General features: G+C 66.5%; 20 protein-coding genes and 2 tRNA genes. 10 read left to right on the top strand and 12 right to left on the bottom strand.

The window, feature by feature from the left end; genetic code table 11:
• Window positions 1-91 precede the first annotated feature (91 nt).
• The 8 genes from ACAH01_RS02410 to ACAH01_RS02375 form a co-directional block, all read right to left on the bottom strand.
• Complete coding sequence (locus tag ACAH01_RS02410) at window positions 92-706, bottom strand: 30S ribosomal protein S7 (RefSeq protein ID WP_012808036.1); 615 nt, start codon at window positions 704-706, stop codon at window positions 92-94.
• A 1-nt stretch (window position 707) separates the two neighbouring features.
• Complete coding sequence (locus ACAH01_RS02405) at window positions 708-1,136, bottom strand: 30S ribosomal protein S12 (RefSeq protein ID WP_012808037.1); 429 nt, start codon at window positions 1,134-1,136, stop codon at window positions 708-710.
• 222 nt (window positions 1,137-1,358) lie between these two features.
• On the bottom strand, window positions 1,359-1,784 hold the full coding sequence (locus ACAH01_RS02400; RefSeq protein ID WP_170092733.1) for a NusA-like transcription termination signal-binding factor: 426 nt from the start codon (window positions 1,782-1,784) through the stop codon (window positions 1,359-1,361).
• Complete coding sequence (gene rpoA2 / locus ACAH01_RS02395; protein ID WP_170092734.1) at window positions 1,784-2,971, bottom strand: DNA-directed RNA polymerase subunit A''; 1,188 nt, start codon at window positions 2,969-2,971, stop codon at window positions 1,784-1,786. The genes ACAH01_RS02400 and rpoA2 overlap by 1 nt, the downstream gene beginning before the upstream one ends.
• On the bottom strand, window positions 2,971-5,889 hold the full coding sequence (locus ACAH01_RS02390; RefSeq protein WP_170092735.1) for a DNA-directed RNA polymerase subunit A': 2,919 nt from the start codon (window positions 5,887-5,889) through the stop codon (window positions 2,971-2,973). The genes rpoA2 and ACAH01_RS02390 overlap by 1 nt, the downstream gene beginning before the upstream one ends.
• Before the next feature lie 2 nt (window positions 5,890-5,891).
• Entirely contained in the window at window positions 5,892-7,718 is a 1,827-nt protein-coding gene (rpoB, locus tag ACAH01_RS02385; protein ID WP_170092736.1) for a DNA-directed RNA polymerase subunit B, read from the bottom strand.
• A gap of 3 nt (window positions 7,719-7,721) precedes the next feature.
• Complete coding sequence (locus tag ACAH01_RS02380) at window positions 7,722-9,284, bottom strand: DNA-directed RNA polymerase subunit B'' (protein WP_153554591.1); 1,563 nt, start codon at window positions 9,282-9,284, stop codon at window positions 7,722-7,724.
• Complete coding sequence (locus ACAH01_RS02375; protein WP_153554592.1) at window positions 9,284-9,511, bottom strand: DNA-directed RNA polymerase subunit H; 228 nt, start codon at window positions 9,509-9,511, stop codon at window positions 9,284-9,286. The genes ACAH01_RS02380 and ACAH01_RS02375 overlap by 1 nt, the downstream gene beginning before the upstream one ends.
• 326 nt (window positions 9,512-9,837) lie before the next feature.
• On the opposite strand from ACAH01_RS02375, the gene ACAH01_RS02370 reads away from it, so the two are divergent.
• From ACAH01_RS02370 to ACAH01_RS02335, 8 genes are all read left to right on the top strand, one after another.
• Window positions 9,838-9,910, top strand: a tRNA-Asp gene (locus ACAH01_RS02370).
• A 43-nt stretch (window positions 9,911-9,953) separates the two neighbouring features.
• Window positions 9,954-10,026 (top strand) — tRNA-Asp (locus ACAH01_RS02365).
• A gap of 270 nt (window positions 10,027-10,296) precedes the next feature.
• Window positions 10,297-10,950 (top strand): hypothetical protein, encoded by a 654-nt coding sequence (locus ACAH01_RS02360; RefSeq protein ID WP_170092737.1) that lies wholly within the window; start codon window positions 10,297-10,299, stop codon window positions 10,948-10,950.
• Window positions 10,951-11,005: 55 nt separating this feature from the next.
• A complete protein-coding gene (locus ACAH01_RS02355; RefSeq protein ID WP_372480121.1) occupies window positions 11,006-11,305 on the top strand; it encodes a winged helix-turn-helix transcriptional regulator in 300 nt (99 codons plus the stop codon).
• Window positions 11,306-11,377: 72 nt separating this feature from the next.
• Window positions 11,378-11,764: a fluoride efflux transporter CrcB gene (gene crcB / locus ACAH01_RS02350; RefSeq protein ID WP_372480120.1), complete on the top strand. Its 387-nt coding sequence runs from the start codon at window positions 11,378-11,380 to the stop codon at window positions 11,762-11,764.
• A complete protein-coding gene (gene crcB / locus ACAH01_RS02345; protein ID WP_372480119.1) occupies window positions 11,764-12,120 on the top strand; it encodes a fluoride efflux transporter CrcB in 357 nt (118 codons plus the stop codon). The genes crcB (ACAH01_RS02350) and crcB (ACAH01_RS02345) overlap by 1 nt, the downstream gene beginning before the upstream one ends.
• 51 nt (window positions 12,121-12,171) lie before the next feature.
• A complete protein-coding gene (locus tag ACAH01_RS02340) occupies window positions 12,172-12,621 on the top strand; it encodes a carboxypeptidase regulatory-like domain-containing protein (protein ID WP_170092741.1) in 450 nt (149 codons plus the stop codon).
• A 144-nt stretch (window positions 12,622-12,765) separates the two neighbouring features.
• Window positions 12,766-13,947 carry a tubulin/FtsZ family protein gene (locus ACAH01_RS02335; protein WP_372480118.1) on the top strand — a complete coding sequence of 394 codons (1,182 nt, stop codon included), beginning with the start codon at window positions 12,766-12,768 and terminating at the stop codon, window positions 13,945-13,947.
• Here ACAH01_RS02335 and ACAH01_RS02330 read toward each other — a convergent pair.
• Window positions 13,944-14,681: a protein-L-isoaspartate O-methyltransferase gene (locus tag ACAH01_RS02330; RefSeq protein ID WP_372480117.1), complete on the bottom strand. Its 738-nt coding sequence runs from the start codon at window positions 14,679-14,681 to the stop codon at window positions 13,944-13,946. The genes ACAH01_RS02335 and ACAH01_RS02330 overlap by 4 nt on opposite strands.
• A gap of 162 nt (window positions 14,682-14,843) precedes the next feature.
• On the opposite strand from ACAH01_RS02330, the gene ACAH01_RS02325 reads away from it, so the two are divergent.
• On the top strand, window positions 14,844-15,356 hold the full coding sequence (locus ACAH01_RS02325) for a hypothetical protein (protein ID WP_372480116.1): 513 nt from the start codon (window positions 14,844-14,846) through the stop codon (window positions 15,354-15,356).
• Here the strand turns inward: ACAH01_RS02325 and ACAH01_RS02320 are convergent.
• Complete coding sequence (locus ACAH01_RS02320; protein WP_372480115.1) at window positions 15,343-15,963, bottom strand: protein-L-isoaspartate(D-aspartate) O-methyltransferase; 621 nt, start codon at window positions 15,961-15,963, stop codon at window positions 15,343-15,345. The genes ACAH01_RS02325 and ACAH01_RS02320 overlap by 14 nt on opposite strands.
• Before the next feature lies 1 nt (window position 15,964).
• Window positions 15,965-16,621 carry an HVO_0476 family zinc finger protein gene (locus tag ACAH01_RS02315; RefSeq protein WP_170092746.1) on the bottom strand — a complete coding sequence of 219 codons (657 nt, stop codon included), beginning with the start codon at window positions 16,619-16,621 and terminating at the stop codon, window positions 15,965-15,967.
• Between the two features lie 136 nt (window positions 16,622-16,757).
• Here ACAH01_RS02315 and ACAH01_RS02310 point away from each other — a divergent pair, with 136 nt between their 5' ends.
• The gene (locus ACAH01_RS02310) at window positions 16,758-17,933 is read left to right on the top strand and encodes a hypothetical protein (RefSeq protein ID WP_372480114.1); all 1,176 of its coding nucleotides are present in this window, start codon (window positions 16,758-16,760) and stop codon (window positions 17,931-17,933) included.
• A 167-nt stretch (window positions 17,934-18,100) separates the two neighbouring features.
• Here ACAH01_RS02310 and ACAH01_RS02305 read toward each other — a convergent pair whose 3' ends face one another.
• Complete coding sequence (locus ACAH01_RS02305; protein WP_170092748.1) at window positions 18,101-19,051, bottom strand: aminopeptidase; 951 nt, start codon at window positions 19,049-19,051, stop codon at window positions 18,101-18,103.
• Window positions 19,052-19,072: the final 21 nt, after the last annotated feature.

The raw sequence follows: 19,072 nt of genomic DNA, 5'->3' as shown, positions 1-19,072 counted from the left end.
GTCCGTGCCGACGATCGCGACCGCCGCGAGTCCAACAGCCACGGCTGGCGGCGTGACGGGGCGTGTCAGAGAAAACTGCGCGCAGAGAGGATTACCGGGCTGCGGCCGCGACGCGTTCCTTCTCTTCTTTCTGGTTGACCGCGTAGGTCTGGACGTCGTTGTTGGCCGCGCCGATGAGCTGCTGGGCCAGCGCGTCCTCGGCGTCCGTCGTCGTCTTGAACGAGTCGCCGTAGACGCCTTCGGCGAGGAACTTCAGCGCCTGGTCGACGCGGCGCTGGGGCGCGACGTCGACGGCCTTCGGGACGGAGATGCCACCGTACTTCAGGCGGACGGTCTCCTCACGCGGGGCGCTGTTCTCGACGGCCTCGACGAGCACCTGCACCGGGTTCTCCTCGGTGCGCTCGTGGATCGTCTCGAAGGCGTCCTTGACGATGGTGGTCGCCAGCTGCTTTTTGCCCGTGTTCTCGTCGGTCTGCATCAGGCGGTTGATGAGTCGCTCGACGATGCTGATCTCCGACTTCTTGAACTGCTTTTCGGAGTGGCGGCCCATCGTGTGAGCGATCGGCGTCACCGTCACGTAGCGCTCGGTCGAGGGGTCCGAGAACTCGATCTCGGTCACGTCCCACTCGCCGAACAGCTGTGCGGGGGCGGCCTCGTCGTCGGTGCCGGCAGGTGCGTCCGGCTCGGGAGCGTCGTCTGCCGACATGTTATCGCACCGGCTTCTCCGCGTTACCGCGAACCAGTTCGATGAGCGAGACGCCGTTGACCTTCTCGACCTTGTAGTTGACTCCAGAGATGTCACCCATGGCACGACCCTTCGCGCCACCGATGCCGGCGATCGTCACTTCGTCGTGTTCGTCGATGAAGGAGATCGCACCGTCGCCGGGACAGAACGCCGAGACCTGCTTGCCGTTCTTGATCAGCTGGACCCGGACACACTTCCGGATCGCGGAGTTGGGCTGTTTCGCTTCGATACCGATCTTCTCGAGCACGATCCCTCGACCCTGGGGCGCACCTTCGAGCGGGTCGGACTTCTGGCCCAGCCCGCGCTCGCGGCGCGCGTAGTCAGAGTCGGACCACCGGTGGTTCTGGCGGTCCTTCTTGAGTTTGCGTGCGGCGTATTTGCCGTTCGCCATATAGGCTTTCGTATCCCTCGGAGCTACTTAAGACTCCTCTTTCGTCGGCGCGAAACGGACGGAGAACGGGTGGTAGCGACTCGCACGCGGGCAGTGAAAGAGACGACACGAGCGATCGACCTTCGCGGCTTCTCCGGGGGCGTAGACGGTGCCAGCCGACAGCGTCGCCAGAAAGGGCCTCACGGCCGCCGAGACGCGTCCTCGCCGGCCGAAACGTCGCGGCTACGTCAGTTCGATACCGTCCACGTCGAAGTGGCGTTTCGCGAGCCGGCGGGCGGCGTCGATGTTCTTCCCGTCGGCACCGATCGCGACGCCGCGGTCTTCCTGTGCGACCTCGACGTAGGCGATGGTGTCGTCGTTCTCCGAGATCGTCACGTTGTACACCGCGGCCGGTGCGAGCGTGTTCGCGACGAAGTTCGCAGCCGTGTCGGCGTCCTCGATCAGCTTGACTGCGCGGTCGAGTTTCGCCTCGATGCGGTCGACGACGACGCCGCCGGGACCGATCGCGTCGGCCATCTCGCCAGCCTTGACGACGTAGATCACGCGGTCGTTGTCGTCGTCGATCACGCAGTCCCGGACAGTTACGTCTGCCTCGGTCTCGAACAGCGCGATCAGCCGGCGCGCTTCGTCCGAGAGTTCGACGGGCATCAGTCCTGGCTCGCACCCATCCGGAGGTCCACGTCGCCGGTGCCAAGCTGGACCGGCTTACCGACGATCACGTTCTCGATGACGCCTTCGAGCACGTCGACCTCGCCGTGGATCGCGGCGTCGAGCAGGTGGTTGACCGTCACCTCGTAGGCCGCACGCGCGAGGACACTCTCCTTGTTGCCCGAGATACCGTGGCGACCGATCGACTCGATCTCACCGCGGTTGGTCATGATGTCGGCGACCAGCATCAGGTGCCGGATGTTCACGTCGTCGAGCCCCTGCTCTTCGAGCGTGTGCATCGTCTCGTTGATCAGCGTCTCGCGGGCCGCCTCGATGCCGAGGTTGCGGTAGATCTCGTGGATGTTGTTACACGTCGTCCGGGAGGCGTCGATCCCCTCGATACCGAGCACGTCGCCGAATGCCGACCCCTCGGTGTAGAGGACGAACTCCTCGCCCTCGTCGGTCTCTTCTTTCCGGATGACCACGCGGGAGATGTCCTCGATCCCCTTGAAGACGACCTCGCGAAGCTCTTCGACGAGTTGGAGGAGGTCGCGATACGACGGCTCGTCGGGGCCGAACTCGATCATCGTGCCGGCCTGGCGGGTCTGGACGCCCAGCTTCGACTCGATGGTCTCGGCGATCTCCTCGGCCACGTCCTCGACCTGGTCGACGGTGGGCCACCGCTCCATCAGCGTCTCCTCGTTGAGGTCGATCTGGACGAGCATGTCCGCGACGTTGGTCGAGATGTCACCCAGCGCGAGGATGCGCGTGGCCTCGATCTTCCAGACGACCTCGTGGGCCTTCTCCCGGTCGGTCGCGTACTCGTCTTCGAGGTGGACCGTCATCATCGGCGTGTCGGGCGTCTTCCGGGCGTCGACCAGCTCGATGAGCCGCGGCAGCCCCTGGGTCACGTCGATCTCTGCGACCCCGGCGTAGTGGAACGTGTTCATCGTCATCTGGGTGCCGGGCTCGCCGATCGACTGGGCCGAGACGGTCCCGACCGGGTCCAGCGGATCGACGCGCGTCTCCTGGTAGCGCGACTGGACGGCCTTAGCGATCTGGTCCGCCTCTTCAACGGTCACGTCGCGCTCTTCGATCGTACTGTACACGTCGTCTTTGAGCCGTCGCGGGAGGTCCGTATCCTCCACGATCGCCTCGATGTCGTCGGTTACGTTTGCTCGCGTCATCAGTCGTCACCCTCCGCCATCCACCAGTCGTCGGTGTGTTCCGACAGGTTGGTGGGTTCGGTGCGTTCACCGAGGAACTCGCTTTTGATGCTCTCGGAATCGAACTCGGCGTCGAGAACGCTGTCCGCGATCTCCTCGACGTCGACCGGCGTCTCCTCGTTCGAGGAGACCTGCACCGGCGAGGTGCCGTCCTCGCCGAACTCGAACTGGACGATGTTGTCCGAGGTGTCTCGGACGGTGCCGTCGTACTGGGCTTCGAGTTCCGAGAGCGCGTTGATCAGACGGCGCTGGAGGTAGCCGGACTTGGAGGTCCGGACTGCCGTGTCGACCAGCCCCTCGCGGCCACCCATCGCGTGGAAGAAGAACTCCTTGGGGTTGAGGCCGGAGCGATACGACGCCTCCACGAAGCCGTGGGCGTCCGATGAGAGGTCGTCCTGCTTGAAGTGTGACAGGGTGCGGTCCTCGTAGCCGCGGTTGATCCGCTCGCCACGGACCGCCTGCTGGCCGACACAGCCGGCCATCTGGGTCAGGTTGAGCATCGACCCACGCGCGCCGGACTCGGCCATCACGACCGCCGGGTTGTCGTCGTCGAAGTGATCCCCAGCGATGTCACCGGCGGAGTCACGGGCCTTGCCCAGCGTCTGCATGATCTTCATTTCGAGGGTCTCGTCGACCGTCCGACCGGGCAGCGACTCCAGTTCGCCCCGCTCGTAGGTCTCGATGAGTTCCTGGACGCGGTCGTAGGCGTTGTCGATTGCCTCGGTGATCTGGGCCTCCGCGGCCTCCGGGACGGACTCGTCGTCGATCCCGATCGAGAACCCGAAGTGCATGATCGAGCGCATCGCCAGCGCGGCGATCTCGTTGATGAAGATGCGCGCGCGGGTGTTGGAGTACTCCTTGGTGATGGTGTCGACGATCTCGCCGCCGAACCCACCGACTGCGCTGTCGTCGATGGTCCCCTCGACGAGCTGTCCGTCCTCGATGATCACGTCGTCGCCAGCCTCGCTGGTGAACGTCAGATCGAGGTCGTCGGGCAGCAGCTCCGAGAAGATGTCCCGACCCGTCCAGTAGGGCGTACCGTCGTCGTCGATCCCAGATTCGGGCGGGAGTTCGTCGATCCGGGTCGCACGCAGCAGGTCCAGCGCCTGGGTCTCGTTGAACTCCGGATTGGTGTGGGTCAGCAGGTAGGTTCCACTGATGTGGTCCTGGATCGCGCCGATGATGTTCTCACCGAAGCGCGGGCTGAGGATCTGTTCCTGGACGCGCATCAGCACGCGAGCCTCGGCACGGGCCTCCTCGTTCTGGAGGGCGTGCATGTTCATCTCGTCGCCGTCGAAGTCCGCGTTGTACGGCGGACACACCGTCGTGTTGAGCCGGAACGTCTTGTAGGGCATCACCACGACCTCGTGAGCCATGATGGACATCCGGTGCAGCGACGGCTGGCGGTTGAAGATGATGATGTCGCCGTCGATCATGTGACGGGACACTTCCCAGCCCGGTTCGACCTTCTCGGCCAGCTCCTCGCAGTTCTTCTCGGTGACCTTCAGTCGGCGGCCGTCGGGCCGCTTGACGTAGTTGGCACCGGGGTGGGCCTCGGGCCCGTTGGCGACGTAGCGACGAGCGTTGTCGAGGTTGCGCTCGTTGACGTTCATCGTCTGGGTCATCTCCTTGGCCACGCGGTCGGGGACGCCGACCTCGTTGAGCGAGAGCGTCGGGTCCGGGGAGATGACGGTCCGGGCCGAGAAGTTCACGCGCTTCCCGGACAGCGAGCCACGGAAGCGACCTTCCTTGCCCTTCAGGCGCTGTGAGAGGGTCTTCAGCGGCCGGCCAGAGCGGTGGCGGGCCGGCGGCGTGCCGCTGATCTCGTTGTCCATGAACGTGGTGACGTGGTACTGGAGCAGTTCCCAGAGGTCCTCGATGATCAGCTGGGGCGCGCCGGCCTCGCGGTTCTCCATGAACCGCTGGTTGATCCGGATGATGTCGACCAGCTTGTGGGTCAGGTCGTCCTCGGAGCGCTGGCCGTTGTCCAGCGTGATCGACGGTCGCGCGGTGACCGGCGGCACGGGCAGGACGGTGAGGATCATCCACTCGGGGCGAGAACGGGCGGGCTTCATGCCCAGCACCTCGATGTCCTCGTCCGGGATGTCCTCGAACCAGTCCCGGATGTCGCTGGGCATCAGCTTGTTCTCGTCTTCCTCGGTGAGATCTACGTCCAGCGCCGACTCGATGGCCCGTCGGTCGTCCTGTCGAGGGCGGAATTCGCCGGAGATGATCTCTTGAACGCGGGAGGGGTCGATACCCGTCTCGTCGGCCAGCTCCGAGGGTGTGGTCCGTTCGCGGCCGGCCTCCTCGTCGGGCTCCATCGCGGCGACGATCCGCTGGGAGTACTCCGAGGAGAGCACGTCCTGGACCTCGTAGTAGGTCGTCGGCTTCTCGTGTTTGATGTCGTACTGGGGCTCGCCACAGAACGGACAGCGGTCCTTCTTGCGGGCTTGCCGGATCGCGGCCTTCGTCACGTCGTTGACGTCCTTGCCCAGCTCCTCGGATCGTTCGAGGCGGTCCTCGAACTCCTCGCGTTCGCGTTCGTCGAGACAGAGCCGCGAGCACTCCCGACAGGTCCCGCGCAGCAGGCGTCGGATGAGCTTGTTGAATCCGACGTGGATGACGGGCGCTGCGAGTTCGATGTGACCGAAGTGGCCGTTACACGACCCGCTGTGTTTGCCACAGGTCTTGCACTCGAGCCCCGGGTCGATCACGCCCAGACGCGGGTCCATCAGTCCCATGTCGATCGGGAACCCGTCGTCGTCGTAGGTGTCGGCCGTGATGACCTTCGTGGCGCTCATGTCGCGGTACTCCTCGGGATCCATCAGCCCGAAGCTAATGGAACTGATCGACTTGGGTGTCTGTTGTGCACTCATCGTTAGACTGCGTCTTCCAGTTCGATGCGCGGTGCGATTCCGAGCGCCTTCATCTCGTCGAGCAGGAGCTTGAACGCGTACGGCATCTCGACCTCGTGGATGTCGGTCTCTTCCTCACAGTTGGGACAGTAGATGCGGCGTTGCTCGACGTTCTCGACGGCGGTCATGCCACACTCGCCACAGATCTTGATCCACTCGCGGTCGGACTCGTCGAGGAGCCGTTCCTTGAGGACCATCGCCGCCCCGTGGCCGATCAGCACGTCCCGTTCCATGTGGCCCACGCGCAGGCCGCCCTCACGGGCACGCCCTTCCGTCGGCTGACGGGTCAGCACCTGCACCGGCCCGCGTGAACGGGCGTGCAGCTTGTTCGAGACCATGTGGTACAGCTTCTGGTAGAAGATCGTCCCGACGAAGATCTCGGCTTCGACCTTCTCGCCGGTGACGCCGGAGTACATGACCTCCTTGCCGGAGGACTTGAATCCGCGATCCTCCAGCGCGCCGCGCAGTTCCTCCTCGTCTTCGCCCGTGAAGGCGGTGCCGTCGACGCGCCGGCCTTCGAGTGCGCCGACCTTCCCGCCCAGCATCTCCAGTACGTGGCCGACCGTCATCCGCGACGGCAGGGCGTGTGGGTTGAGGATGAGGTCGGGCACGACGCCGTCCTCGGTGAAGGGCATGTCCTCCTGGGGAGCCAGGTGACCGACGACGCCCTTCTGTCCGTGTCGGGAGGCGAACTTGTCCCCGAGCTCGGGGATCCGCTCGTCACGCACGGAGACCTTCGAGAGCTTCGAGCCGTCCTCGCCTTCCATCAGCGTGACCGTGTCGACGACCCCGCTCTCGCCAGAACGCATCGTGACGCTCGTCTCGCGGCGCTTCTGGGGGCTGAGACCGCCCATGTCGTCCGGCTCTTCGAGGAACCGCGGCGGCGAGGTCTTGCCCAGCAGGACCTCGTTTTCCTCGACGTTGGTCTCGGGGTTGACCAGCCCGTCCTCGTCGAGGTGCGTGTACGCCTCCTCGCCGCGTGCGCCTCGTACCTCGTCGTCGGGAATCTCGAAACGGTCCTCCTGACCGCCGGGGTAGCGCCGTTCCTCGCCCTCGTAGGTCCGGAAGAAGTGCGAGCGAGCGAGCGCACGCTCGACGGAGCCCTCGTTCATGACCAGGGCGTCCTCGATGTTGAACCCCTCGTAGCTCATCACGGCGACCGTGAAGTTCTGAGCCGCCGGGCGGTCGTCGTAGCCGATCTGTTCCGTGGTCTGGGTCTTGACCATCGACAGCTGCGGGTAGTGCAGCAGGTGCTGGCGCGTGTCCGGGCGAATCCGGTAGTTCGCGCTCGGCAGCCCCAGCGACTGCTTGATCATCCCCGACCCCATCGTAATCCGGGGCGAGGCGTTGTGTTCCGGATACGGGATCATCCCGGCACCGATCCCGAACATCAGCTGTGGGTCCACTTCGAGGTGGGTGTGGTCCTCGGTCACGTCCTCCTCGCTGACGGCGACGAGGATGTCCTCCTCTTCTTCGGCGTCGATGAACTCGACGACGCCGCGTTCGACCAGTTCTTCGAAGCCCAGTTCACCGTCTTTGACCTGCTGGACCTCCGATTCCGTGATCAGTGGTTCGCCGTCCTCGACGACCAGCAGCGGGCGACGGGCCCGGCCGGCGTCGGCGTTGACGATGACTTCGTCCGTCCGATCCTTGACGGAGACGTTGACCATCTCCGAGACGTCCCCGCGTCGGCGGGCCTGTCGGATCTGATCTGCGAGCTGTTCGGGGTCGGGATGTGTCCCGACCAAACTGCCGTTGACGTACACTTTGGCGTCGCGTCCCTGACTCATGATTTAATCGTCCGCTGGCTGCTCGATTCGCTCGATCCCGGGGATCCCCTGGACCCCCATGTCGGCGAGTTCCTGTTTGAGATCCTGTTCGTCTTCGACGTTCTGGGAGAGTTCCATCGCCTGCGCGAAGTTCTTCACCAGACCACAGTTGGGTCCTTCGGGGGTCTCGGACGGACAGATCCGGCCCCACTGGGTCGCGTGCAGGTCACGCGCCTCGAAGTGGGGCTGGCTCCGAGAGAGCGGCGAACGGAGACGCCGCAGGTGAGAGAGCACGCCCATGTAGTCGGTCCGGTCGACCAGCTGGCTCACGCCCGAGCGGCCGCCGACCCAGTTGCCCGTCGCGATCGGGTGTTCGAGCCGTTCGGTCAGCACGTCCGATCGGACGACCGTCGACACCGAGAGCTGACGGTTGCGCATGTTCGCCCGTTCGAGCTGGTACTTCACGTCGCGTGCCAGCTTGTTGAGCGCGGTCCGGAACAGGTCTTTCATCAGGTCGCCGCTGACCTTCAGACGCTTGTTGGAGTAGTGGTCTTTGTCGTCCGCGTCGCGTCGACCGAGCGCGAGTTCGAAGCAGGCTTCCGCCATCCGGCAGAGGTAGAAGGCCTTGTTGATGCGCACGTCCTCTTCGTCGACGCCCTCCTCGTGGAGGTGCGGGAGGAGATAGCGGTCGATGACGTAGTTGGCTCGCTTGAGTTGGTAGTTCTTGCCCTGGCCGGAGGCGACGCGCTCCCCGAGGGTCTCGATCGCGCCCTCGGTGGTCTGGACGTCGGCGGCCTCCAGGTTCTCCAGCATGAACTTCACGATCTCCGGGTCGTCGCTGACGCGGTGGACGATCTCCTCGTCGGACTCCAGCCCCAGCGCACGCACGAGGGTCACGAAGTTGATCGAGCCCGAGACGCTCGGGAAAGAGACTTCGAGGATACCGTCTCGCGTTCGTTCACAGAGGACCAGCGCGCGGTAGCCACGGCGCTGGGAGAAGGTCTTGGCGACCTGCACGTCGTCGCCGTACTTGGTGTCGTGTTCCGCGAGGATCTTGTTGGGCGCGAGGTCCTCGCTGGTCATCAGCACGCGTTCCGAGCCGTTGACGACGAAGTAACCGCCGGGGTCGGCCGGGTCCTCGCCGATGTCGATCAGCTCCTCGTCGGTGAAGCCGTTGATGTTGCACTTGTTCGAGCCGACCATGATCGGCATGCGGCCGATCTTGGTCTCGGTCTGGTCGACGACGACTTCCTCTTCCTCGTCGCCGCCACGGACGATCGCCATCTCCATGAAGACCGGCGCGGAGTAGGTGATGTTTCGCAGCCGGGCCTCCTGTGGGTAGAGCAGTTCCTCGCTGCCGTCGGCCTCGCGGACGCGGGGCGTGACGACGCGTACGTCGCCCAGTTCGACGAAGACCGGCTCCTGGCCCTCCTTGTCGCCGATGTCGGTCTCGATCGTCTCCTTCTCGTCGACGACCTGCTGCATGCCCCGGTCGAGGAAGGAGTTGAACGATCGGAAGTGATGCTCCGCCAGTCGCTCCCGCGAGAAGTACTCCCGAGAGATCGCACGTCGGTCGTTGACGTCCATCAGGACACCACCAGTCGGTACACGACTGCCTGATCGGTCGTTCGCGAATCACGGACGATCTTGATCACGTCGCCGACCTCGGCCTCGTCGGGGGTGGCCGGGTCGGTGCGCTTGATCTTCGGCAGGTCCGTCTTTTTGATGTTGTACTCCTCGAGCACGTCGTCGAGAACGTCCTCGTCGACGATGCTGTGGTCTGGAACGAGTTCGTGTTGGCTTACGTCTACCATGTGTGTTGTTGCCGGCGAGTGGAGAAGGTGGCTGTCACGAGATACTACAGGTCGTTATTAGCGGAACGCATTTAACCCTTGCCAAGTCCGTCTGCAGTAGCTATCCGACACCGGACCGGCCGTCGCGTCACCTCACACTATGCGAACGACCTTCATAGTCGTTTGGGTCCGGGAACGGACGGACGGCTCCGGACGGGAGACGGCGACAGACGATCGTTTGAGCGGCCTCGAATCCCGCCGCCAATCCGTTCCACGACACTACAACCCAATGACGGCGCGTTTGGAAAGCCTTAATACTATCACCAGGATACGATGAGATGCGTCGTGCCCGGATGGTGTAGTGGCCCATCATACGACCCTGTCACGGTCGTGACGCGGGTTCAAATCCCGCTCCGGGCGCTTCTGCTGTGAACAGACCGCCGAACAACTGAAAATGCGTCGTGCCCGGATGGTGTAGTGGCCCATCATACGACCCTGTCACGGTCGTGACGCGGGTTCAAATCCCGCTCCGGGCGTTCTACTGCGAACTCGCTTCCAGCGGAGCGTCTCGCCGTCGCTCTGCCAGCGGCGCTTCTTGCCGTCGAGCGACGGAGACCGAGTCTGCCGAGGCGATCGACACCCAGCTGTGGCTCACAGAACACGTGGCGTAGAGGGGAAAGAGTCCCCTCACCCTGTCATAGGTCCGTCCCACCTCGGGAGGCGGACACGGATGTGATCGGCCGACGGCGATAAATGCTTTGCGGGGGTGGGGAACTGTTTAGTGTCGGCGCACGAATCTCGCCCGTATGGAGGACGTGGACCGCGAAGCGATGCCGCGGGCGATCGTCGAGGAGTTTCTGGCACGCGAACGCGGGACGCGCGCGCTGCTGGACGACCTCGAGAAGCTGGCGATCGAGGGCCGGACCGAGGAGTTGCACGACCGCATCGAGAACCTCGCCGAGAACGACGAGGCGGTGTTCTACACCGTCGCGTTCAGCCTCGCGGACTCGGTGCAGTTCTTCGGCGACGTGGAGGCCCAGCTCGACGTGACCGCGGCCGATCGGCTCCGGGAGCTGGCCGAGACGTACCCGACGCTGGCAGAACCGTTCGCCGTCGTTCGAACGGAGCTGTCCGAAGACCGCAAGAACCCGGTGACGAACGTCAGCTACAGCGTCGCCTACCACCGTGGGATCGAGTCACCGATCGTCACCTACCGCCCGCTCTCGGGCGGGCGAGAGCTCTACGAGTCGCGAGCGACGCCGTCGGAAGTGCTGGGCACGGCCGCAGACCTCGTGGCGGCGACGACCGACGCGCTGGACGTGGCCATGGAGAGCGATCACTCGGTCAACACGGAGGAACTGAGCGAGCTGATCGACCGGCGCGAGCGACTGGAGACGGAGCTGTCGCGTCTGCGCGACGATCTCGACGAACTCCGGCGGACGCCGATCGACGGGGAGTAGCGAGGCGACACCGGATGCGTTTATGTGTCCACGGACAGAAGCACGGAGCGAGCACATGGGACTGGACCGACTGGCCGAGCAGGTCGAGAAAGAACGGCGTGACCTCCAGATTCTCGAAGCCGTCATCGAACACGGTCCGATCGGGATCGCGCGCCTCGCCGAGGAGGCCGAGATCCCCGAACACAAGGTGCGGTACTCGCTGCGGATGCTCGAAAACGACGAGCTCGTCCAGCCGACACCAGAGGGTGCAATTCCCGCCGACGACATCGAAGCGCGGATCGCGGCGATGAACCAGGGGATAGAGCGGCTGCGCGACCGGACCGAGACGCTGAAGACGATTTTCGACGCGGAGTGAGCGGCCGGACGCTTCGACAGCGAGACACTCCATCACGAGAGCAGATCCGTCGACGGCCACGACAGTACCCAGATGGCAGAGAGCACCTCACACCACACGGTCGAAACGCTCGTCCTCGTCGGCGTCGGCGGGTTCGGCGGTGCGATCGCGCGATACGTCGCCGGGCAGTTCGTCGCCGGCCCCGCCGGGACGATGCTCGTCAACACCGTCGGGAGTTTCGCGCTCGGCGTCCTCGTCTACGAGGCCGTCCACCTGGGACGGCTCTCCAGCGCGGCGCGGCTGACCGCGACGACCGGCTTTCTCTCGTCGTTTACCACGTACAGCACCTTCGCTGTCGAGACGGCCGGCCTGGCTCCGGCGTGGGCGCTCGCGAACGTCGCCGGGAGCTACGCGCTGGGTCTTGCCGGCGTGCTCGCCGGGCGTACGCTCGTCCGCAGAACTGGCCGGAGGGGTGGGTGATGGTCGCCATCGAGCCCGCGGTGCTCGTCGGGATCGGCGGGGCGCTCGGCGCGCTCTGTCGTCACTCGCTGGCGACGGCCGTCGACCGGGAAGCGCTCCCGTTGGGAACGCTGACCGTCAACGTCGTCGGGAGTTTCGTCCTCGGACTGGTCACCCTCGCCACACCGAGCGAGAGCGTCGCGCTGCTGGTCGGTGTCGGTGCCTGCGGGGCGTTCACGACGTTCTCGTCGTTCGCGGTCGAGACGGTCCGGCTGTGGGAATCGGGCCGCCCTCTCGTCGCGGTCGGCAACGCCGTCGCCAACCTCGTGGGCGCGCTCGCGGCCGTCGGTCTGGCGTGGCTCGTCCTCTCGCTGTGAGTCCGTGGCCGAGGCGCGGGTTTATGTACCGGGACGGGACCACGACTCGCCATGTTCGTGGAACTGTGGCGCGACGACCGGGCCATCGAAGGACTGCCGATCAGACTCGTCATCGCCCTCGTCGTCGGCGTCGCGAGCCTGAGCGTCATGATGAACACCATCTCGGGACTGGACACGATGACCGTCAGCGAGCTCGACGTCGACCCCTCGAAGGAGGTGGTCGGAGAGGGCGAGACGGACGTGACGCTCACGGTCGTCGATCCGGACGGCCAGCCGGTCTCGGACGCGACGGTCGTCGTCACCGGTGGCACCGCGACGCTGGACGGTGCGGTGACCGCGACGACGGACACAGGGGGCAACGCCACCGTCACGATCACGCCGCAGTTGGGGCCAAACCAGCAAGAGGGGACGGTGACGATCGACGTGAAGCCCCCCGCCAGCGGCGGGTACAGCGACCGGCGGCGCAACACCCGAATCCTCGTCGTCGAGGACGGCGGCTAAACCGCCAGCCGCGAATCGCCGCAGCGACTGGTGTCCCCAACCTCGTTGGACGACCCCGCTGTGTCGGCCGGTAAGCGAGCGTTACGCGCGCCGACGGAGAGAAACGACTCTATAATTATCCGGTCGTGGGCCAACGACCACCGCATGAACCTCGCCGCAATCGGGTTCGGTAACGCGGGTGGCAAGATCGTCGACAGATTCCTCGCCTTCGAGGAGCGGTCTGGGCGGTCGCTCACGACGGAGGCGCTCGCGATCAACTCCGCGGAGATCGATCTGGCGAAGTTAGACGTGCTCCCGCCCGACCGTCGGCTCATCATCGGCCAGACCGACGAGCGGGTGAAGGGACGGGGTGTCGGTGCCGATCCGGAGCTGGGCTCGGAGATCGCTCGCCAGGACCTCACCGAAATCGAGCGCCAGCTGGACGCCGTACCGATCCACGAGACCGACGGCTTTCTCGTGGTCGCCGGGCTCGGCGGGGGGACCGGGAGCGGTGGTGCGCCGGAGCTCGCCGAGCGGCTCGGTCGGATCTACGACGAACCGATCTACGGGCTGGGAGTGTTGCCAAGCGCCGACGAGGGCGGTCGTCCCTCGCTCAACGCCGCCCGCTCGCTCCAGGCCTTCGCCGACGCGACGGACAACCTCATGGTGTTCGACAACGACGCCTGGCGACAGACCCAGGGGTCGGTCGCGGCGGGGTACGACCGGACCAACCGAGAGATCGCGCGGCGGTTCGTCACGCTCCTGGCAGCCGGCGAACTCGACGGCTCGCAGGTGTCCGAGTCCGCGATGGACGCCAGCGACATCCGCCGGACGCTGGCGACCGGGGGTCTCAGCACGATCGCGTTCAGCCAGGCAGACGTCGAGGCCGAGACGAAATCGAAACAGGGACTGTTGGGCCGCCTGCGGTCCAACGGCGAGAGCCACACCGACGAGGGCGACCTGGCGAAGAAGATCCACGGGCTCGTCCGGAAGGCCGTCCAGTCGCGGCTCACCTGTCCGGCAGACGTCGCCTCCGCCGAGCGCGCCCTGATCGTCGTCTCCGGCCCGCCACGCGAGGTCTCACAGAAAGGACTCCAGCGGGCCCGTCAGTGGCTCGAACGCGAGACCGACAGCGTCGAGGTGCTGGCCGGCGACGACCCCCGGACCGACGCCGACGCGCTCTCGGTGGCCGTGTTGCTCTCGAACGTCACCGAGGTGCCACGCGTCGACGAGCTCCAGGAGCGGGCCGTCACGGCACAGGAAAACAGCCAGCAGCAAGCCGCCGAGCGCAGAGCGGAGATCGACGAGTTGCTCACCGACGAGGAGAACGAACTCGATCCCCTCTAGTAGTCGTCCCAGTCGATCCACTCTTGCTCCCAGCCCGCCCGTGACTGGGCGGCCTGCTGGGCGCGTTCGCGGTCCTCGCGGTGGGTGCGGTTGCGCTCGACGGTGTCTGCCTGCTCGCCCTCGACGAGCATCGGCTGGAAGGCGACCCCACCGAGACGGCGCTGACTGCCGTCGGCCGCGACGACCGTCAGCGTCTGCTCGGCCGCACCGAGTGGCATGACCAGGTGGCCGCCGTCGGCCAGTTGCTCCTGGAGCGCGCGCGGCGGTTCGACGGCCGCCGCCTCCAGCAGGATCTTGTCGTAGGGTGCGTACTCGGGGAGTCCCTCGGCCCCGTCCCGACGGTCCACGAGGACCGCCTCGTAGCCGGCCGTCGCGAGGTTCGAACGGGCGTCGGACACCAGTCGGCGCGTGATATCGATCGCGTGTACGCGCTCGGGGCCGACGATCTCGGCGACGAGCGCGGCCGTGTAGCCGACGCCGACGCCGACGATCAGCACGTCGTCGTCCGCTTCGGGGGCCAGCGCTTCGAGGAGTCGTGCCGCGGTGCTCGGTGCGAGGACGCGGGTCCCGAACCGTTCGAACGACCGGTCGGCGTAGGCCGCCCGGTCGTCCTCGACGAACGCGTCCCGCGAGACCGTTCGCATCGCGTCGGCGAGACGAGGTGTCTGCAGACAGCCCTTGCTCTCGTGGGTCAGGCTGTCGACCATGTCTTCCCGCAGCACCGCCTGTTCCATACCCGAGGTTCCCGCCGGAAGTATATGAATGGCCCGCCCCGGAGTGGCGCGAGAACCGACGGCAGAGCGGAGTCTGCGTGAACCGCCAGAGGCCGAGCCCGAGGTGCTCGCCCCGTTCGTCCGTAGAAAGATTCACGAGTCCATCGGTCGAAGGCGACCACGATGCCGGGCACACCCGAGCCGGTCGTCGGGAGCGCAGTCGTGACCCTGGGGCTCGCGGTCGCGGTCGGGACACTCGTCGCCGTGGTTCCGCTGGTCGTCGGCCGGCGGCCGTCACCCCGGCGATACGCCGCCGTCGGCGGGGGCGTGTACGCGCTCGTCGTCGGGGGCCTCTGGGCCGTCCCGCGGATCGGCGTCGCCGGGTTAGGGTGTTCGCTCCCCGGAGACGCGGGGACGTGTGGCCTGTTCGCACTGATCGGCGTCCTCGTCCTCGCCGGCCAGGGGGCCGTGGCGCTGTACACCCACAGCGAGTACGGCTACGTCGTCCCGCTCGGCGCGACGGCGTCGGTGACGCTGGTGCTGGCGTGGTCGTTCCTGCGGATCGGGGGCGAAAGCGACCCGATGACACTCTACGCGCTCTTTTTCGGGCCGGCGGCAGTGGGCGTCACGTGCGTCCTCGGCGTCTGTGAGGCGATCGTCCGACGGCGGCGGGGAACCACGGTCACTGCATCGTGACGAACCGGACGCTGCCGTGGTGCTCGCGTTCTAGCTCGCCGTCGGCCCGCTTTCGAGCACGGACGAGCGTCTGCGGGCGTCGACCAAGCGGGCCGAGCACCACGCTACCGGTCCGGAGCTGTTCGACGACCGCCCGGGGGAACTGCGCTGCGCCACAGGTGAGGTACGCCCGGTCGTACGGCGCGTGCTCGGGCCAGCATTCGCGGCCGTCTCCCCTCCTGATCGCGACGGTGTCGTAGCCGAGATCGGCCAGGCGCTCGCGGGCCGTCTCGGCGAGAGTGGCGTGGTACTCGACGCTGTACACCGTGTCCGCGAGTTCGGCGGTCACGGCCGCGTGATAACCACAGCCGGTGCCGATCTCCAGAACCCGGTCGTCGGGGGCCAGGTCCAGCAGGTCGGCCATGATCGCGACCATGTGGGGGGCGCTGATCGTCTGCCCGTCCCCGATCGGGAGGGGGCGGTCGTCGTAGGCCCGTTCGCGGTGCTGCTCGGGGACGAACTCGTGGCTGGGGACCGATTCGAGCGCCGTCAGCACTCGCTCGTCGTCGATGCGGTCGCTCTCGGCGAGGCCCTCGACGAGCGCTCGTCGCCGAGCCGCCCAGTCCATGCTACCACGCCGACCAGGCGGTGGTCGACTCGTCGCGGACGTACAGTCGCTTGATGTCTTTCGCGAGGGCGCTGTCGCGGTCCTGGTCGTACTGCTCGCGGTCGTAGCCGTGCGCGTCGTCGCGGACGTGGAACCCTTCGACGGTGAACTCGTTGTCGCCGAACTCGTCGGTCGCGCCGACGGTGAACTCGTAGTCGCCGGGGACGTTGAGCTTGAAGCTCTCGGTGCTGTCGTGGCGGCCGTCTTTGGGGTGCATCGTCACGTCGACGGCGACGTTCCCGACCGCGCGGGTCCAGATGGTCTCGACGTCTTCGGCGGTCCCGGAGTCGACGCGTCCACCTTCATCCAGTTCGACGGCGGTGATCCGCACGGTCATCAGGGCCTCCTCGGCGTCCAGCAGGAACTCTTCGCCCTTGGCCAGTTCCTCCTCGGCCGGCACGTCGACCTGTGCGCTGAACGACTCGCCGTCCTGTGAGACGACGACGCGGCGCTGTACCTCGTCGTCGTCCGGGAGCTGTTCCTTGTGGGTGTGGTCACATTCCGTACAGCGAACCGTCACGTGGCTGCCGGGGCTGAGCACCTCGTGGACGGTCTCGAAGGCCGGCGAACACGCCGGGCACGGCAGGGCGAGGCGATCGCCCGGTGTCGCGTCTGTCATAGGCGAGCGTACTCGGGCCGAACGTAAAGGGTCGTCGTCCCGGCCGTCTGGCCGCCTGTGACTGCCGGCCGGGGACGCACAAAACGAGATCGAACCGTACAGAAGGGCCTTACAAACGGCGGCCGACGACAGATGTATGGCACCGATACGCCGCCGCCGAGCCCTCCAGCTGGCGGGCGGGAGCCTCAGCGCGCTCGTCGCCGGGTGCGTCGGCGGGTCACCGTCCACTGGTACCGACGAGCAGACCGACACGCCGACCGACGAACCGACAGAGACACCGACAGACGAACCGACGGAGACACCCATGGCCGCGACCGAAGTGACCGGGAGCGAGCAGGTCCGGTATCCGTCGGGCCCGTCAGAGCCCGACTGGGCGGGAGCGGACGCCGTCGGACACGTCTCGCTGGCGGCCTCCCGAGAGCGGGCGCGAGCGCTGCTCGCGCCGTTCGAGCTCCCCGAAGAACGACGCGAGCCGGTGGTCGAGTTGCTCCGGGGGACCGACTTCGAGCGGTCGCTGCTGGCGCTGGTCGAGACCGTCGGCCCGAACGGCTGCTACCGGACCGTCGAGCTCTCGAACCTCGCGCTGAGCGACGACCGACTCGTCAGCGACGCGAGCGCGGTAGACGAGAGCGACGGCGAAACGGCCTGCACCGAGGCGCTGACCTACCCCGCGACGCTCGTGCGGGTCACCTTCGACGGGACACCGCCGGAACGGGCGACGTTCACGATCACGGACGGCTGGGGCGAGAGTGCCGACGTGACGGGGACGGTCGAGGATCGAATCGGCCCGGACCCCGACGATCTGGCCGGTCACGTCCGCCCGGACGACGACCCCGTCGTCCGAGAGCCGCTGTCCTGTGACCGCGAGGGGTTCAAGCGCCACGAAAGCTGGGTCGACGATCCACCGTGGGGACTGGCCACCGACGACGACGGCGCGCCGACGTTCGCGCTCCGGGTCGACCGACTCGAAGCCGCCGTCGGTGAGACGGTCACGGTCGCGATGACCAACGTCAGCGACAGCGTGCTAAGCACCGGCAACCGCCACAAATACGGCTTCCAGACGCACACCGAATCGGGGTGGGAAGACGTGCGCGGCGCGACCGACGGCGACCACCTGCCCTACACCGACGAGGCGATCAGTCACGCCCCCGGTGACGGATTCGAGTGGACGCTGGCACTCACCGAGGAGGGTCTCGTCGCGGACCACGTCCACGCCGACCGACTGGTCGTCTGTCCCGACCTCGAACCGGGTCGCTACCGCTTCGTCTTCTGGGAGCCCGCCGTCGCCGTCGCGTTCGACCTCGTCGAGTGATACTACCGGCTGTACATCTGTGACCGATTTCGCCACCCCGGGGTGGCGAAGATCTTCACGAAGTGATAGCCGGCAGTATGAGGCGGGCTGGTGGTGTGTCGCCCCGGCTCACTCCTCCCGAGGAAGTTTCACTTCCTCGCCGTCCTCGCATGTCGCTTCGCTCCCGCTCACTCTGCGTGTGGCAGTTCTACTGCCACACCGTCAGCAAACACGGTCGGTTCTCGCAGAATGCCGTCGAGGTGGATCGGCGCGGTCGTGTCCCCGCCGATGGCGTGATCGTCGCCGATCGCGATGTGGACGGTGCCGCCGGCCTTCTCGTCGAGGAGCACCGAGCCAACGAGGTCCCGGACGGCGACGTTTGTCCCGATCCCGAGTTCGGCGAGGTTGTAGGCGGCGTCACCGACGGCTTCGGCGGCCTCCTCGATCTGCTGGCGGACGGCGTCGTCGCCGATCTCGGTGACGAGCCCGTCCTCGACGGTGAACTCCAGCAGTTCCCCCTCCAGTTGCCCGTGGGGCATCATCGTCCCGTCGACGACGAAGGTGCCGTCGGCGGTCGTCGGGCTACAGAACACCTCGCCGGCCGGGAGATTCGACATCTCGCCGGGCTCGTGGACGATGCCGGTGTCGAGTTGCCACTCGCGGTCGCCCAGCCCGAAGGTGATGTCGGTCCCCTGGGGGGAGGTGACTCGGATCTCGTCGGCCCCCTCGACCTGTGCGAGGACGTCTCGACAGTGGCCCGCGATCGCCTCGTAGTCGGCGTCTAATCCCATCAGGAACACGCCTTCGGTGATGCCGGGGAGCGTCGCGACGCGGGCACCGGCCTCGTTGGCCTCGCTGCGGGCCTGCGTGTGGCTCAGGCTCTTGGTCGTCGGTGCGAGCACGACATCCGCGCCGGCCATCGCGGCGGCGACCGGTTCGGGTGGCTCCTCGCCGTGTTGCTCGCCCGGCGGGTACCGGAGGAAGACGGTGTCGTCGCTGATCTCGCTGGCGACGCGGTACAGCGCCTCGCCGATGGCCTTGCGCTTCTCGTCGGTGACGACGGCACAGGACTCCGTCGACTGGAGGTTCAGACACTGCTCGACCGCGGTTCTGGCCGGCTTTCGAAGCGACGAGTTCATGCACGGTAGTGGCCGCCCGAC

The organism is Halomicrobium sp. HM KBTZ05 (assembly GCF_041530035.1).
Taxonomy (GTDB): Archaea; Halobacteriota; Halobacteria; order Halobacteriales; family Haloarculaceae; genus Halomicrobium.
This window is presented reverse-complemented; position numbering and strand designations above follow the sequence as displayed.